This window comes from Arthrobacter alkaliphilus (genome assembly GCF_021483235.1).
In the GTDB taxonomy this organism is placed as follows: Bacteria; Actinomycetota; Actinomycetes; order Actinomycetales; family Micrococcaceae; genus Arthrobacter; species Arthrobacter alkaliphilus.
In genome coordinates this window covers 92,407-108,056 of the sequence record NZ_JAKEEC010000013.1, presented here as the reverse complement: position 1 = coordinate 108,056, position 15,650 = coordinate 92,407, and the positions used below count along the sequence as shown (strand labels likewise).

14 protein-coding genes are annotated in these 15,650 nt (G+C 63.4%); 8 read left to right on the top strand and 6 right to left on the bottom strand.

What is annotated here, in order from left to right; translation table 11 throughout:
- Positions 1-197: 197 nt before the first annotated feature.
- Positions 198-1,229 carry an AAA family ATPase gene (locus tag L0B83_RS11130; protein WP_234758474.1) on the bottom strand — a complete coding sequence of 344 codons (1,032 nt, stop codon included), beginning with the start codon at positions 1,227-1,229 and terminating at the stop codon, positions 198-200.
- 288 nt (positions 1,230-1,517) lie between these two features.
- Here L0B83_RS11130 and L0B83_RS11125 point away from each other — a divergent pair, with 288 nt between their 5' ends.
- From L0B83_RS11125 to L0B83_RS11110, 4 genes are all read left to right on the top strand, one after another.
- The gene (locus L0B83_RS11125; RefSeq protein ID WP_234758473.1) at positions 1,518-2,285 is read left to right on the top strand and encodes a mechanosensitive ion channel family protein; all 768 of its coding nucleotides are present in this window, start codon (positions 1,518-1,520) and stop codon (positions 2,283-2,285) included.
- Positions 2,286-2,399: 114 nt separating this feature from the next.
- Complete coding sequence (locus L0B83_RS11120; RefSeq protein WP_234758472.1) at positions 2,400-3,131, top strand: DUF2382 domain-containing protein; 732 nt, start codon at positions 2,400-2,402, stop codon at positions 3,129-3,131.
- Positions 3,132-3,215: 84 nt separating this feature from the next.
- Positions 3,216-3,617, top strand: a complete 402-nt coding sequence (locus L0B83_RS11115) for a LapA family protein (protein ID WP_308193982.1) — start codon at positions 3,216-3,218, stop codon at positions 3,615-3,617.
- A 120-nt stretch (positions 3,618-3,737) separates the two neighbouring features.
- The gene (locus tag L0B83_RS11110; RefSeq protein ID WP_234758471.1) at positions 3,738-4,043 is read left to right on the top strand and encodes a hypothetical protein; all 306 of its coding nucleotides are present in this window, start codon (positions 3,738-3,740) and stop codon (positions 4,041-4,043) included.
- A gap of 113 nt (positions 4,044-4,156) precedes the next feature.
- On the opposite strand, the gene L0B83_RS11105 is transcribed toward L0B83_RS11110, so the two are convergent.
- The 4 genes from L0B83_RS11105 to L0B83_RS11090 are packed head-to-tail and all read right to left on the bottom strand — an operon-like array spanning position 4,157 to position 10,037.
- The gene (locus L0B83_RS11105; protein ID WP_234758470.1) at positions 4,157-5,611 is read right to left on the bottom strand and encodes a UDP-glucose dehydrogenase family protein; all 1,455 of its coding nucleotides are present in this window, start codon (positions 5,609-5,611) and stop codon (positions 4,157-4,159) included.
- Between the two features lie 45 nt (positions 5,612-5,656).
- Positions 5,657-6,817, bottom strand: coding sequence for a right-handed parallel beta-helix repeat-containing protein (locus L0B83_RS11100; RefSeq protein WP_234758469.1), 1,161 nt, complete (start codon positions 6,815-6,817; stop codon positions 5,657-5,659).
- Complete coding sequence (locus L0B83_RS11095; protein ID WP_234758468.1) at positions 6,814-8,709, bottom strand: right-handed parallel beta-helix repeat-containing protein; 1,896 nt, start codon at positions 8,707-8,709, stop codon at positions 6,814-6,816. The genes L0B83_RS11100 and L0B83_RS11095 overlap by 4 nt, the downstream gene beginning before the upstream one ends.
- On the bottom strand, positions 8,709-10,037 hold the full coding sequence (locus L0B83_RS11090; RefSeq protein WP_234758467.1) for a glycosyltransferase: 1,329 nt from the start codon (positions 10,035-10,037) through the stop codon (positions 8,709-8,711). Before L0B83_RS11090 ends, L0B83_RS11095 begins: the two co-directional genes overlap by 1 nt.
- 259 nt (positions 10,038-10,296) lie before the next feature.
- Here L0B83_RS11090 and L0B83_RS11085 point away from each other — a divergent pair, with 259 nt between their 5' ends.
- The 4 genes from L0B83_RS11085 (at position 10,297) to L0B83_RS11070 (ending at position 15,125) form a co-directional block, all read left to right on the top strand.
- Positions 10,297-11,283, top strand: a complete 987-nt coding sequence (locus L0B83_RS11085; protein WP_234758466.1) for an ABC transporter ATP-binding protein — start codon at positions 10,297-10,299, stop codon at positions 11,281-11,283.
- The gene (locus L0B83_RS11080) at positions 11,280-12,902 is read left to right on the top strand and encodes an ABC transporter permease (RefSeq protein ID WP_234758465.1); all 1,623 of its coding nucleotides are present in this window, start codon (positions 11,280-11,282) and stop codon (positions 12,900-12,902) included. Before L0B83_RS11085 ends, L0B83_RS11080 begins: the two co-directional genes overlap by 4 nt.
- Positions 12,903-12,948: 46 nt before the next feature.
- Positions 12,949-13,425, top strand: coding sequence for a GbsR/MarR family transcriptional regulator (locus L0B83_RS11075; RefSeq protein WP_234758464.1), 477 nt, complete (start codon positions 12,949-12,951; stop codon positions 13,423-13,425).
- 173 nt (positions 13,426-13,598) lie between these two features.
- Positions 13,599-15,125 carry an LCP family protein gene (locus L0B83_RS11070; protein ID WP_372461187.1) on the top strand — a complete coding sequence of 509 codons (1,527 nt, stop codon included), beginning with the start codon at positions 13,599-13,601 and terminating at the stop codon, positions 15,123-15,125.
- Between the two features lie 64 nt (positions 15,126-15,189).
- On the opposite strand, the gene L0B83_RS11065 is transcribed toward L0B83_RS11070, so the two are convergent.
- On the bottom strand, positions 15,190-15,609 hold the full coding sequence (locus L0B83_RS11065; protein WP_234758463.1) for a VOC family protein: 420 nt from the start codon (positions 15,607-15,609) through the stop codon (positions 15,190-15,192).
- Between the last annotated feature and the right edge of the window lie 41 nt (positions 15,610-15,650).

Here is a 15,650-nt window from a genome sequence, read left to right as displayed (position 1 = left end):
GCAGACGGGAGTTCTCGCACCTAACGCAACTCCCGTTAGTTTTACGCCGATAATCTACACTATGTAAAGTAAGACTTTGCGATACCACCAGATGAATCAATTCGTCCTATCCCCTGATCCTGCCGCCATTGCCTAAACAGCCCCGGGATTCCACGGATGGGACGGGCATTCGCCTGACAGCCGCCCGCCGGATCCGGTCAGATTAGCCAGCGGCGCCACCATGGTAGCTGCTCCGGTTCCGGCGTGGGCTCCGGCTCCTCGCCCAAGGCCAGCGCGGCCTCCGCGATGTCGTCCGCGGTGAGCGTAACGACGGCCTCGCGGTCGAGGGCGTCGAGACTCTGCCCCTCATCGCGCGAGAGCCGCAGCGCCTGGCGGTTGAGCGCCTGCTCGAACAGCGTCCGGGCAAACCGGGCGTTGCCGGAGTCCTCGCCAGCGTGGAGCCCTGTGAGGATGCGGCGCAGCATCTGGTCCGCCCCCGGCCCCAACGTGTACTCGTGCTGGGCCAGCATCTGGTGGAAGATCGTCTGGAGTTCCTCGACCGAGTAGTCGGGGAACGTGATCTCGCGGGCGAAGCGGGAGCGCAGTCCGGGGTTTGAGAGCAAGAAGGACTCCATCAGCCGCGGGTACCCGGCCACGATCACCACGAGGCGGTGACGGTGGTCCTCCATCCGCTTGAGCAGGACCTCGATCGCCTCGGGGCCGAAGTCCATGCGCCCGTCCTCCGGAACCAGCGAGTAGGCCTCGTCGATGAACAGGACGCCATCCAGCGCACGCCGGATCACCCGGTCCGTCTTGATGGCAGTCGCGCCGACGTACTGCCCCACCAGGCCCGAACGGTCGACCTCGACCAGGTGGCCTTTCTGCAGCAGGCCGACCGCGCGGTACATCTCTGCCAGGAGCCGGGCCACGGTGGTCTTCCCGGTTCCCGGGTTTCCGAGGAACACCAGATGCTGCGAGGTGGCCACCTCTGGCAGGCCATGCGCCTTGCGGCGCGCCTGGACCTGGAGCAGCGCGACGAGGGCCCGCACCTGCTCCTTCACCGTCTCCAGCCCCACCAGCGCATCGAGCTCGGCCTGCACCTCCGACAGCGGCCGGGCCGGCCCTGGCCTTGCACCGAGCAGATCGCCGACCAGCTCGTCCACGCGCTCCGAACCGGGCAGCTTGAGCTGATCGGCCAGATGGACGATTGTTCCCCGCAGGTCGTCGAGTGGATTGCGGCTGCCAGCCATCCACCCATTGTAGTTCTCAAACCCGACCTACCCGGAAACATCAGGCAATCAATTCGTCCTATCCCCCGGTCCGGCCGTGATCCGCTGAATCGCCCCGTGATTCTGCGGATTCCGGGTCGTCCGACCGGCGATCGGGTGATCCCGCGGTTTGGCGCCCATCTTTAGAAAATTCGTAAAGACGCTTGCCAAGGCAATAGTAAGCATGCTTATCGTTGTCACAGGGAAGGCCGCGCAGAACGGCCTCTACCCCGGGTCCCCTCCCCCGTCGCCTGATTGAAAGGTTCACCCGTGGATATTCTCGACTCGCTTAAAGCCGGGCTGACCGTCGTGGCAACGTTCATTCCTGCGTTCCTGCTGTTCCTGGTCATCCTTATCGTTGGGCTGCTGATCGCCAAGGCAATCTCCACGGCCCTTTCCAAGGTGCTGCACAGGGTCGGCTTCGACCGCCTGGTCGAACGCGGCGCCCTCAAGGACGCCATGGCGAAATCCTCGCTTGATGCAAGCGACATCATTTCCAAGATCGTCTATTACGCCCTGGTGCTTTTCGTGCTGCAGTTCGCCTTCGGCGTCTTCGGCCCGAACCCGGTCAGCGTGCTGCTGGCAGCGATCATCGCCTTCCTGCCCAAGATCGTGGTTGCGATCATCATCGTCGTGATCAGCGCAGCGATCGCCGCCGCCGTAAAGACCCTGATCCAGGGCTCACTTGGCGGCCTGTCCTACGGCAAGGTTTTGGCCAACATTGCCAGCATCTTCATCCTGGGCATCGGCGTCATTGCCGCCCTGAACCAGGTCGACATCGCCACCACGGTCACCACCCCGATCCTGATCGCCGTCCTCGCAGCCATTGTCGGCGTCGTGGTCGTCGGTGTGGGCGGCGGGCTGATCAAGCCCATGTCTGCCCGCTGGGAGCGGTATCTGAACCGCGCCGAAGAAGAAGCCCCCAAGATCAAGGCCCACGCCCAGGCGGCTCCCCCGGCGTCTGAGCAAATCAAGGACGCCGCCGCGCAGTACCTTCCGCCGGAGAGCCCCCGCCAGCCCGGCGCACACCAGATCTAAGCCAAACACCGGCCGGCACCAAGCGGCCCCGCGCCGTCCGGCTCCATCGCGACGGCGACAGACCGAACACAACATCGCAGCCCACCCGTGATTCACCATCGAAGGAGATACACCATGCTCACTGCGGAAAACATCGAAGCACTGCTCCAGAACTCCGGAAACGTCCTGTCCCCGGACGGGACCAAGATCGGCTCCATCGGCGAGGTTTACGCCGACGACGAGACCGGTCAGCCAGAGTGGGTAACGGTCAAGACCGGCCTGTTCGGAACGTCGGAATCGTTCGTGCCGCTTGAAGGTGCAAGGATCGAAGGGAACGACCTGGTGGTCCCGTACGACAAGGACCTGGTCAAGGACGCCCCTCGCGTGGACGCCGACGGGCACTTGGAGCCCGCTGAGGAAGACCGCCTCTACACCCACTACCAGCGCAGTGGCGGCACCCGGACCTACACCGACGCCGCCTCTGACGCCACGGATGACGCTATGACCCGCTCCGAGGAACAGGTGAACGTCCGCACCGAGAAGCAGGCCACGGGCCGGGCACGTCTTCGCAAATACGTCACCACCGAAAACGTCACCCAGACCGTCCCTGTCCAGCGCGAAGAAGTCCGCCTCGAACGCGAACCGATCACCGACGCCAATCGCGGCGACGCCATGAACGGCCCCGACATCAGCGAGGACGAACACGAGGTCACCCTCCACGAGGAACGCCCCGTGGTGGAGAAGGAAACCGTACCCGTCGAGCGAGTCCGCCTGAACAAAGAGGCAGTGACCGACGAGGCCACGGTCGATGAGGAAGTCCGCAAGGAACACATCGACACCGAAGGTGTTGACGACACCCGCCGTTAACCACGGGGCGGTTTCCGGAATCTGAGAAGCAGCAAGTCCCATGGCGGCCTACGCCAGACCGCAAAGAAGGCAGGAGATCTCGTTATGAACTCTGATCCGTTGACGCCCGGAGCGCCGCCGCCGGACGTGCCTTCGAATGCCGGCCCTCCCCCGGCAACGCCACCGTCGCCAACGCAGCCGGCGACGGTGGCGTCCGGGACCGCTGGTCGGGAGTCCCCGGCGGGTGTGACGCGGGCCGGGATGGTGTGGGCGACTGTAGTGACCGCGTTGGTGCTGCTGGTGCTGCTGATCATTTTCATCCTTCAGAACCAGGACCCGGCCAGAATCGTCTTTCTGGGCCTGGATGGCACGGTGCCTTTGGGCATGGGCCTGTTCATCGCTGCCGTGGGCGGCGGAATCCTGGTGGCTGCAGCCGGTGCCGCGCGGATCATCCAGCTCAGGGTCAAAACCCGTCGCCTGCAGAAGTCCGCGCAGCATCTCCAATGAACCGCTGGATACCGGGATTGTCGCCTTCCCGCCCGGATACTAAGTGCACTTGGTATCTTCCTCGTTCCCCGGTTACGGTGACTAAGGGGTTGTATTTGCAATGAGGAGAAAGGTAAGGATATGAGCAAGCCAAAGGAAGAACCCACAGCAGGATTCATCGTGCCCAACCCGTCGGAGTTGCGCGAAGACATCCCCGGCGATGCCGGCGATGAGGCCAACGCGATCCGCTTCAGCGAGGAGCAGGCCTTGATCGAGGAACAGGCGCACGGTCTCCGTCCGGACACCTATAGCGTGCCGTCCGGCGGTCCCACCATGGATGAGGCCCGCGGGAACATGGACCTTTCCGACCGTAGCGACGCCAGTGGCGCTCCCGGCCCCGAAGACGACAGCAGCGACGACGGCTTGCACGGCGGCGCGGAGTCCTGAAGCCCTGAAGGGCGAACCGCCGGCCAAGTAGCGGATACCTGAAGCACCTGTGCGGTGCTTCTCCCCCACCCATCGCCGTTCCTGACGTAACGATGCCCACCCTGGCCCCCGGCTTAGAGCGCAACCCCATGCGGGTGTGCCGAAAACTGCGGCTCGAAGCGACGTATGTCCGCGGAACCCCGGATGGCCGCTGGCGAGCCCAGTGCGCGGTAGTCCCAGCCCGCCGCACGGTAGGCCTGGGCATCCAGCGCGTGTCTTCCGTCCACGATGTTGCGCAGGTCCACCAGGTCCCCGATCATGGCTGGGTCCGCTTTCTTGAACTCGTCCCATTCGGTGAGAAGCGCAACCACTTCAGCGCCGGAAACTGCCGCCTCAAGGGTCGGTGCATAGCTTAATTCCGGGTAAGCTTTGCGGGCGTTGTCCATGGCCTTCGGGTCATAGACGGTGACGCGGGCGCGGGCTTGGTGGAGCAGCCGGGCGACATCAAGGGCCGGGGCGTCGCGGATATCGTCTGAGTCGGGCTTGAACGCGGCCCCGAGCACGGTGACGCGCACACCCGACAGGTCCCCGAAGGCCATTTCCGTGATCAGGTCCACTGTCCGCTGGCGGCGCCGTTGATTGATCGCGTCAATCTCGCGGAGGAACCCGACGGCCTGTCCGACGCCGAGCTCGGCCGCCCGGTGGGCGAAGGCGCGGATATCTTTTGGCAGGCATCCGCCGCCGAAACCGAGCCCGGGTTTGAGGAACCGGCCGCCGATCCGGTCGTCGAAGGATAGCGCCCGGGCGAGATGGTTGACATCCGCACCCGTTGCCTCGCAGATTTCCGCCATCGCGTTGATGTAGGAAATCTTGGTGGCCAGGAACGAGTTCGCTGCGGCTTTGACGAGTTCGGCCGTGGCAAGATCGGTGGACACCACCGGTGTGCCGTGTTCGATGATGGGCGCAAAGCAAGCCGTCAGTTGGTCCCGGGCCCAGTCGGACGCGACCCCGAACACCAGGCGGTCCGGGTGAAGAGTATCTTCGACTGCGTGTCCTTCTCTAAGGAATTCGGGATTCCACGCCAGCTCGACGAACGGCCCGGCAGGGGACGTCGCCCGGACCAAGGCTGCCAGGCGCTGCGCCGTTCCGATGGGTACCGTGGATTTTCCGGCGATGAGGCATTTTCTGGACAGATGCGGTGCAAGCCGTCGGATGCCCGCGTACACATACGTGAGGTCGGCGGCGAGTGAATCCGGGGCTTGTGGGGTGCCGATACACAGGAAGTGCACGTCAGCCTTCGCCGCGGCGGCGAAGTCCGTCGTGAACGACAATCGGCCGGTATCCAGGGCCTGCCTAAGAAGCTGCTCCAACCCTGGTTCGAAAAACGGCAAGGTTCCCCGGGTGAGCGAGGCGATCTTGTCGGCGTCGATATCGATTCCTGTGACGGTCAAGCCAAGGGAGGCCATGCAGACCGCGTGGGTCGCACCCAGGTATCCGGTGCCGATGACTGTGATCTCGGGTCTGGCCGCGGGCCCGGGCGGCAGCGCCTCCAGCCCGGAGGCCGTGCCGGCATTGATGGCGTTGTGCATGGCTGTCCTTTCAGCGTTTTCTCCCCTGCTGGGAAAGATGTCCGGTCAGAGATGGGTGCATTTGATGTTGCTGAGCCGTCCATTGCCGATGACCTGGTTAGAGCATGCGACAGTGTTGTTCATTGGCGGGGTAGATGCGACGGCGGTCCCCCGGCCGCCGATGGTGGCGATGTTGGACCGGAAGAGGTTGTGGTCTCCCCAGCCGAGCAGGATGTTGTGCGTCTGGAATCCGTCGCGGGGGCTGTCAGTTCCTGTGTTGTTTTCGATGGTCCACGCGTTGCCTTTGACGTTGACCCAGGCATCGGAGGAAGTCATGCCGTTGCCGCTGAAGGAATTACCGGAAATGACACCTTGGATGGTTCCTTCTTTGATGTCGATGTTTTCGGCGGTCGTATTGGAAATCGTGTTCCGGGCCAACACGTTGAAGTTGCTTTCATCGGGCCGGCACGCGGTGACTGAGCACCAGTTGCTGACAGCGGTCCCGACATAGATGCCTTCGCCGTACTCAGGGGTGACCTTTCCGGTATCCCGTACGGTGTTTTCGACCACAAGGTTCGAGGTGCTGTTCCGGCGGAGATGGATGCCTTCCTGCCCTAGGCCGGTCACGGTAACCTTCTGGAGTATGGCGCCTTTGACTGTATCGGCGACGATGCCTTTCTGGCCGTTGCGAACCGTCAGGCCGGAAATGACCCAATAGTCCGCATGATCAAGGTGCAGGACGTATCCCGTGTCGGTTCCGCCGCCGTCAAGGACGGCGCCGGCTCCGCCGCAGAGGTAGATGCGCCGCTCCGGCGTCCCGGCCCGGTTAGCCGTGAAGTTCCCGGAATAGACTCCGTCGGACAGGGAAATGACATCCCCGGGGTTGGCTCTGCCGAGCGCACTGTACAGCTCCTCCTTGTTCCGCACCCGCACCGTCGGGCCAGGGCAGTCGATCGCGGCGGCCGCCGGAACGGGACCTTGGCCCGGGCGGGCATTAAGTGCCGCCTCGCTCATCGAGGCGGCGTCGGCCGTTGAATTTTGGGTGGGATCCTCCGTCGGAGCGGGCATCCCGGATGGCGGGGCTGTCCGCGCACGCAGACTCGGCTCGGAAAGCCCTGCTGCATCGTGCATTGTCATCGAGGCCAGCCCCACCACGATGAAAAGAACGACCATGGCGCCGGCGAGGATGAACGAGGAGGCGCGGCCCAGTTGGCGATCGGCTTTCATCTTCGGTTTCCCGTTGAATCGCTCGAATCCCAGGTCCGTTGGGTGCCGGGAGACTGCGGAGGGCCTGCAAAGGGTAAGCCACCCGAGGTAAACGCCGCCAGGGGCGCCTGCTTCGCGTAAGGATGAACCACTCTCCTGCGCCCGCGAAGACCCTTGAAGGCAGTGAAAGCCAGCAGGAGGGCCAACAACGTCCAGATAATGGTCAAAGGCTGGAAGAAGTTCGCCACCTGGACCCAGAACGGGGCGGTTTTGTTCCACCCGCTGACATCGTTCTCACTCTGCAGGACGCTGCTACGGTTGTCCCGCAGATCCAGGGCGCTGGGGCCTGAGCCGGTGATTACATTGCGGAACAAGCGGACCGGTGAATGTCCAAGAACCGTGATCCCGTGATTGGTCAGGCCGGTCATGCTGTTTCGCGTCACGATTCCCGGGCTGTTACGCAAGTAGATCGCAGTTTTCCCGCCGTTGATGGAATTGGCCGCGACTACCGTGTCGGCGGCGCCGTCAGTTACCGACACGGAGCGCGTCTTCTGATTTTCAAACCTGTTCCCATCGATCGTGGCACCAGATACGGCATGGGAGAGGTCGATGCCGCGGTCGTTACCGGTGATGGTGTTGTCATGGAGCTCGATGTTCCTGCAGCCGACCACTTCGATGCCGTAACGACGGTTTCCTTCGGCGTGGCTTCCCGAAACTGTGTGGCCCGAGGAAACACTCGCGAGATCCCCGCCTGCCGACGGACCATCGCTTAACGGCTGACCCCGTAGCAGGATACCGCTGCGGCCATTTAAGTCAGCTCCGGCATGAGTCAAGGTGATCTCGGCAGTTGCACGCGCCAGGACAAAGCCGTTGCCCGCGTTGTGTGAGGACGTGGTCTCAGTGACACGAGCACCGGTGACAAAACGGTGCAGCACGACGCCGTCCACCAGGCTATTTTGGACCGCCACGTGACTGATTTCCATGCCGCGGGACTTCGTGACGAATATTCCGAAGGCGTTGCCTGAGATGGTGGTGTCCCTGATGGATGCCGTGGCGTAATTATCGGGTGACTCTCTTGGATCGGCCTCAAGGGTGCGGATCCCTGGAGTTGGCGGCACGGCGGCCTTCGTGGACGGAGAACGGGGGGTCTTGGGCGTGTTTTGCGCCTGGCTCGTTGGCCGGTCCGTTCCTGTAATCGCCACACCACCGGTCCGGCCCGCCCAGAAGCCGAGCGAGTCAATGCGGGCGTTGGTGATGGTCGTGGTTCCACCGATGGAACGCAGGTAGGCCCGGCCGTGGGACGTATCGGTGTTGATGGCGCCCTTGTCCCGATCCCAGCTGGTCACCATGACTGGAGCGTCCGGTGTGCCGTTGATATCCAGTTTCCCGCCATCGTTGACGATGGAAACGAAGCCGGACGCCGTACTGGCCAAATGAAGGGTTAAGCCGCCTGGAGCAGTCAGTGATAATCCGGCGCCTGCCTGGATTACCACGTTCTCGCCGAGGAAATATGCGCCGTCAGCTTCGCGGACGAAGTACTCTCCGGCCAGGCTTTGCAGATCCGCAGGCACATATGCCGCCGGTCTCGGGGTCAGAACCAAGGTACGCGATTGACCGTCCGTTACTAAGTACGGCGAGAGTAGCTTTTCTCCCCGCATCCGCGCAGTCACTCCGACCTGGCGAACCCGGAACAGCCGTTGGTCCTCGGCTGCGGTCAGGCGAGCTTCGTTGACCGCATCGCCCGCGTAGCCCGCAGTACCGGCGGCGGAGTCGCTCGTAGCCGTCGGCGCCGACATTGCAGGCGGGACCGGCCCTGCATTCTGGGCGGTGTTGAAACTGCTCCCGCCCGCCAGGGGAAGGAAGGAGAGCGATAAAGCGATGCCGCCAAGCGCCATGGACCTTAGGCGGCGCATCAGCTGACTTCCTTGTGCACGAGGGTGGAGGCGGTCTGACCTTCCCCGCCGGTTGCGGTGTCATTGCGGGTGAGCCAGCCCTGTTTATTCATCGTGATGAACGCATAGGCCTTCACCGGAAGTGCGATGACAATGACCACAAGGGTCAGCAAAGGCAGCAAGAGGAGATCCCGGGGATGCCGGCGCAAATGGGACAGCCCGCGGATACCGCGTCCCAGAAGCACCCAGGCAAGAGCGAAAACGATGCCGAGCGGCGTGAGCTCAAGCCGTCCCCAAAGGAGGTATGTCATCGTCACGCCCATGGTCACCGGGGTCAGCAGGATCTGCAGGACCGTGACTTTGGTGACGAAGGGTGTCTTCCACAGCCAGCCCTTGTACATCGCCGTCAAATAGCACCGGTAGGAATTCCGGCTCCAGCGCACGCGCTGCTTGATGAAACCCCGCAGGTTGTTGGGGAACATGGAAAGCGCCTTGGCCGAGGACTGATGGACCGTCTTGTAGCCGGAGGCGAGCACCAGCCAGGTGAGCCGGCCGTCGTCGCCCGAAATGCACCGCCGCCCAAGGAAGAACTCGTCTTCCAGGTTCGAAAGCACCGGCAAAACAACCGACCTCCGGTAGGCCGCAGTCCGCCCGGACAGGCAGGCCACCGCGCCGGCCCTGCCCATGGCGGGGACATAATCGAAATACCGAAGGTTAACCAGCCAGTCCGCGATCCGGCGCCAGATGCTCGAATTCCGATCGTAGACGTTCTGCTGGGTTCCCACCCCGCCCACCCAGGGGTCTTCGAACGGCATCTGAACGGCAGCCAAGAGCCCCGGCTCCCACGACGTGTCCGAATCCACAAAGATCAGTAACTCGCCCCGGGCCGCCCGGACACCGCACCCCAGCGCGGAACGCTTTCCCGCATGGTGGAACAACACCGGACGCACCACCGGGTTCCGCAATTCAACGATCCGGTCGTATGCCTCGAGGTCTTTGACGTCCAGGACGATGATGATCTCGGTTGGGTTCTGGGCCAGCCACGAGTCCAGGCACCGCATCAGGATGTCGACATCTTCGTGGAATGACGGAACTATCACCGAGGTGGTGGCAGAAAAGTTGCTGATGATGGGCTGCGCCCGGCGGGAAAGTATGACCCGGTAAAGCCACAAGCCCCAAACCACCATCCCGGCCAGCGCGAGCGGCATGTAGCGGTGCCAGAGTGAGAAATCCACCCCTGCGAAGAACGGCCACGCCGCAGTCTGCACGGCGGAATGGGGCATCATGATCATGACCGGACTCCCTTCGCGGACCAGGTACGGAACGCCGGAGCCGGCGCGAAGGAGCATGGAAACCCGATCCAACCCATGGCAAGACCTTTCAGGAACCACTGATTCCGAACAATTGGGATGGAGCCAAAGCTACGTGCCGCCCACTGCCCGGGCACGAGTACTGAACACCCGAATTGGGACGCGGAGAGCGAGTGCCGGACCCGGGAGCACTCAGTCGTCGCCGCGGACCTCGGTGCACTCCCCCTGAGAAGCGACCGCCATTAAGATCCCGTTAAGAACATTCACAAATTTGTGAATCGAGCGTAGCGTTCGAAGTATGAACACAGTGATTGAGGCCCACGGCCTTGAGAAACACTACGGACGGGTTCGTGCACTCGACGGACTCGAGCTATCTGTCGACGCCGGGGAGGTGCATGGATTCCTTGGCCCGAACGGGGCGGGCAAGTCCACCACCATCCGGGTGTTGCTTGGTCTTGCCCGGGCCGACGGCGGAAGCGCAACGGTCTTCGGCCAGAATCCGTGGACGGACGCGGTGGAGCTGCACAAGCGTATTGCGTATGTCCCCGGCGATGTCAGCTTGTGGCCAAACCTCTCCGGCGGCGAGGCGATTGACCTTCTCAGCCGCCTGCGCGGCGGCACCAACGACAAGAAGGCGTACACCGAACGCAAGGCCCGGCTGATCGAAGCGTTTCAGCTGGACCCGTCCAAGAAAGGCCGGTCCTATTCGAAGGGCAACCGCCAGAAAGTGGCACTGATCACCGCATTTGCCTCGCCCGCCGACCTGTACATCCTCGACGAGCCCACCAGCGGACTCGATCCGCTCATGGAAGGCGTCTTCAACCAGGAGATCAGGCGGTTGGCCTCTGAAGGAAGCACCGTGCTGCTTTCCAGCCACATCCTGTCCGAGGTAGAGCAACTCTGCGACCGGGTGACCATCATCCGCGCCGGCAAGATGGTGGAATCCGGAACGCTTGCCGAACTGCGCCACCTGACCCGGACCGAGGTGTCGTTCGCCAGGAACGGGCTGACGGATGCGGACATTGCCCGCATTCCGTCCATACACGACGTAGCCCTGGACAACGGCCGCGCCCGCTTCACGGTGGACAGCGACAAGATTACGTCCCTCCTGCCCGTGCTGACGGAACTGAACGTCAAAGGCCTTCGTATCGCCCCGCCGTCGCTCGAAGAACTGTTCCTGCGGCACTATGGGGATGAGCTCAACCCGGCTGAAGCGTCCCTCGTGCCGCACGCCTCACGCAAGGCCCGACGTCGGGAGGCAGCTCAGGAGGCGAGCTTGCGATGAGCACTTTGGCCACCTTGCTCCTTCAACGACTGCGGCGCGACCGCCTGCAGCTGGTGATCTGGATTTTCGGCATCGCCCTCCTGGCGCTGTTCTCCGTGTCCGCGGTTGAAAAGACGTACGGGGACCCTGCGGGGCGCGCCAGTATCCTCCAGCTTGCTGTCGCCAACCCGAGCATCCTGATGCTTCGGGGAACACCCGAGGGCGGCGGGCTCGATCAATTCGTCTTCTTCGAAATCTTCACGTTCATCGCGGTGCTCGCCGGCCTGATGAATACTTTCCTGGCAGTGCGGCATTCGCGTGCCGAGGAGGAGTCCGGAAGGGCCGAACTCCTTGCCGCAACACCGGCAGGCCGTACCTTGCCCTCAGTGGCCACGATCATCTACGGCGCGCTCGTCAACGTGGCTATCGGGACCTTCGTGGCGCTCGCCTTCATTGCCGGCGGCTTGGACCCGAAGGGATCGTTCATCGCCGGCTGCGCGACGGCCGCCGTCGGACTCACCTTCCTCGCAGTGGGACTGTTCGCCGCCCAACTCATGCGGACGTCCCGCGGCGCAAACGGCGTGGCTGCGGCGGCAGTCACAGGCGCATATGTCATCCGTGGCATCGGCGACGCCCTCGCCACCCCCGCAGCCGACCATCTCAACATGACGCCGGCATGGTGGAGCTGGGTCTCGCCCATCGGTTGGGGCCAGCAAACCCTCGCCTTTGACGCCAACAACCTCACTCCCCTGCTACTGAACCTGGCGCTCACGGCTGCACTTCTCGCGCTGGTATTCGTGCTTCAAGGGCAACGCGACAGCGGTGCCAGCTTGCTGAGCGGCCGCCTCGGCCGCGTTGATGCCCGCAGCACGCTCTCCACCTCCTTGGCTCTCGCGTGGAGACTGCAGTGGCCAACAGTGGTGGGTTGGTGCGTGGGTGGCGCGCTCGGAGGGCTGCTCACGGGCACCCTTGCAAATGCGGTCTCCGGTGCTGCAACGGCCGACCCCACCGTGGAGAAGGTCATGGCGAGCCTCATCCCGGGAGGCAAAGGCTCGCTCGTCCAGCTCTTTATCTCGGCGATCTTCGTGATGGTCGGCGTTCTTGCGGCGGCTTGCGCAACACAAGTCATCATCAGGATGCGCCAGGAAGAGGTTTCCGGAACAGCAGAGCAGGTGCTCGCCACCCGGGTATCAAGAGTCCGGTGGCTGGTCGGGTACTTCACGGTGGGCACTGCGTCGATCGTACTGGTGCTTCTCAGTGGCGCGGTGGCGTCGGCGCTCAGTGCACTGGCCGTCGGCGATACGTCCGCGCGCGTTGGCGATTCCTTCGCGGCGGCCACCGCGCAACTGCCGGCGGCTTTGCTATACCTGAGCGCCCTGGCACTCGTGTTCGTCGCGCTGCCCGCGTGGACTGTCGGCCTGGGTTGGACCTTGCTGGGCCTCGGCACCGTTTTCGGGCTGTTCGGTGGCCTCGTGGGCATGCCGGAGTGGCTCCGCAACCTGTCACCATTCACCCACTCCCCCGTACCTATCGGCACTTCCACGGACTGGAGCGGAGGCATATGGATGCTGTGCATCGCGGTGGTGGTTGCCCTCGCGGCGACAGCGACCATGACGCGGCGTGAATTGAACACGGCGTAACGCCGAAGAATGCCCGGCACCGCGGGCCGAGGAAGGTATGCAATAAATGGCGAGAGACGAGCACGCAGTTCGCGAGGCGGCCGAGCAATCGGCCGCCATCCTTACCGCCGCCGGTATGCCCAAGATGCCTGCCCGCGTCCTCATGGCACTGACGGTCGCCGAAGACGGCGGCTTGACGGCACTCGAACTGGGTGACGTGCTCGGCGTGAGCGCTGCAGCGATCTCGGGCGCGGTCCGCTATCTGCAATCGTTGGCCATCGTGCGGAGGGTGTCGCGGCCGGGTAGCAGGAGGGACCGCTATGAAGTTCCGCCCAATGCCTGGCTGGCATCCTTCGCCCAGGAACGTCCGGTTTACCGTGCACTCGCGGACCTCGCCGACTCAGCAAGCAACGCGATTGGCGACCAAACGTCCACGGCCGCCCTCCGGCTGGAGGAAATGGCAAGCTTTTATCGGTTCCTGGACGCCCGGCTTCCCGGGCTCATGGCCGAATGGGAGAAGGACCGCGATGAACAGAAGGGGTGACGCAAACGTCGCCGGCATGCCCTCTTAGCTCTTTGCCGGAACCCTAGCTGTTTGCCGAAACCGCGGTCCCCAGGCCGAGTACCGCGAGGATCGCCGCGGGCCTCACCGAACCTTCCCAGACCCCCCGGCTACAATAGGGCAGTCCGTATTTCCCCTGGAGAGGTAGTTCTCTTTTGGTCACTCGCCACGATGCACCCAGCCCGGAGCCGGGTCAGTCGCCCCCTGTCGCCTACCCGGGACAGGGAAAGCTGGCTGCCCGCAGCCGGCGGTTCAGCTTTCGCCGCGCGCCCCGCTGGTTCAAAATCACCAGCGCTGCAGTAGCTGTCTTGCTGATCGCAGTCATCGCGTTTGGAGGGTATTGGGTATGGCGCCTTCAGTCCAACATCTCAACGTCCGCACTCGGCGCGGGTGGACTCAGGACGGAAGGGCCGGTAGACGACAGCAAGGACCGTCTCCAGATCCTCGTCCTGGGAACCGATACCAGGAGCGGAAAGAACGGGCAGTTCGGCACCACTGACCAATCCGACGGCTACGGCCAATCGGACGTCATGATGTTGCTGGACATCTCCGCTGACAACAACCATGTCAACGTGATCAGCTTCCCGCGCGACTTGTTGGTCGATGTGCCGGCTTGTACGGACAACAAAACGGGCAAACACTACCCTGCACGGCAAAATGCGATGATCAACAGCGCTATGGCCGAGGCTGGCATCGGTTGCGCTGTTGACACTGTCAACAAAGTGACGGGTTTGGAGATCGACCACTTCATGATGGCCGACTTCAACGCGGTGACCGAACTTTCCAAGGCCGTCGGCGGCGTCGACGTCTGTGTCAGCACCGCAGTCAACGACCCTGACTCCGGACTGCATTTGCCCAAGGGCACTTCGCAGGTGGAAGGTGACCAGGCACTGGCGTTCCTGCGAACGCGCCATGCATTCACCGACGGCGGAGACCTCGGACGCATCAAGGCGCAGCAATCGTTCCTCGGCTCCCTCGTGCGAAAGCTCAAAGCTGACGGAACGCTCAGCAACCCCCAGAAGATGCTGACCATCGCAGATACCGTGACGAAGAACCTCACCGTCGACGACGGACTCGCCTCGGTGCCGGCCCTGTTGACCATCTCGGGAAGGCTCAAGAACATTGATCCGGCGAAGGTCAACTTCATCACTGTTCCCAATGTTCCGGCAGCCTCCGATCCCAACCGGCTCGACCTCGACCAACCGGCTGCGAGCAACTTCTTTAGTGCCCTGACCAAGAGCGCTGACCTCAGCCAGCCCGCCCCAAGCGCCGCGGCGTCCCCTGCCCCATCCACGGCACCCTCGAAAGCCGGATACGACAAGGCCCTTCAACCGATCACCGTTGCAAACGGAACGGGCGTTACCGGCCGAAGCCAGGAGATCGGAACGCTTCTCTCCGCCGGGGGCTTCACGAAGGTGGCCAGAATCCAAGCCGACTCCCGGCCGCAGACCATGGTCTACTACGGTGCGGGCTTTGCCGACGTTGCGGCGGACGTAGCAGCCATGTTCGGGTTGCCGGCAACGAGCGTGCAGCAGGTCGCCAGTGTCCAGGGAGTCCAGCTCTACGCCGGACAGGACTTCGCCACGGGCACGAAGCCGACCCTTCCGGCTCCGAAGCCGAACGACGTGGTTGCCCAGACCGCCCAAGACCAGACCTGCCAGGTGACCAACCCGGGCGGATAGCCCCACAAGACACAAGCGCCCTCTATTCCGCATTGCGTGGTGGAGGGCGCTTCTGTTTGGTGAATTATTGAGGCTGCTCCCCCGACACGTTGACCAGCCAGGCGATACCGAACTTATCGGTCAGCATTCCGAAGATGTCCCCCCACGGCGCCTTCTCCATCGGCACGGTGACCGTCCCGCCGTCGACCAGTCCGTCCCAATAGCCTCGAAGTTCGGCTTCGTCGTCGCCGCTGAGCGACACCGAGATGTTGTTCCCCGGGTTGTAGGCCATGCTGTTGGGGGTATCTGCGGCCATGAGCAGCAAACCGTTGGCGGTTTTGAGCGCCGAGTGCATGATCTTGTCGCCTTCGGCGGGGTCTTCGCTCGCGTGGAACTCTGCGAAGGTACTCTGGGTCAGCTCGCCGCCAAAGACTGACTGGTAGAAGGCCATGGCCTCCTTGGCGTTGTCCCGAAAGCTGATGTAGGGGTTGAGGTTCGTGGTCATGACGTTGCTCCTCGGTGTTCGGGGGCGGCACGATCGGCCGC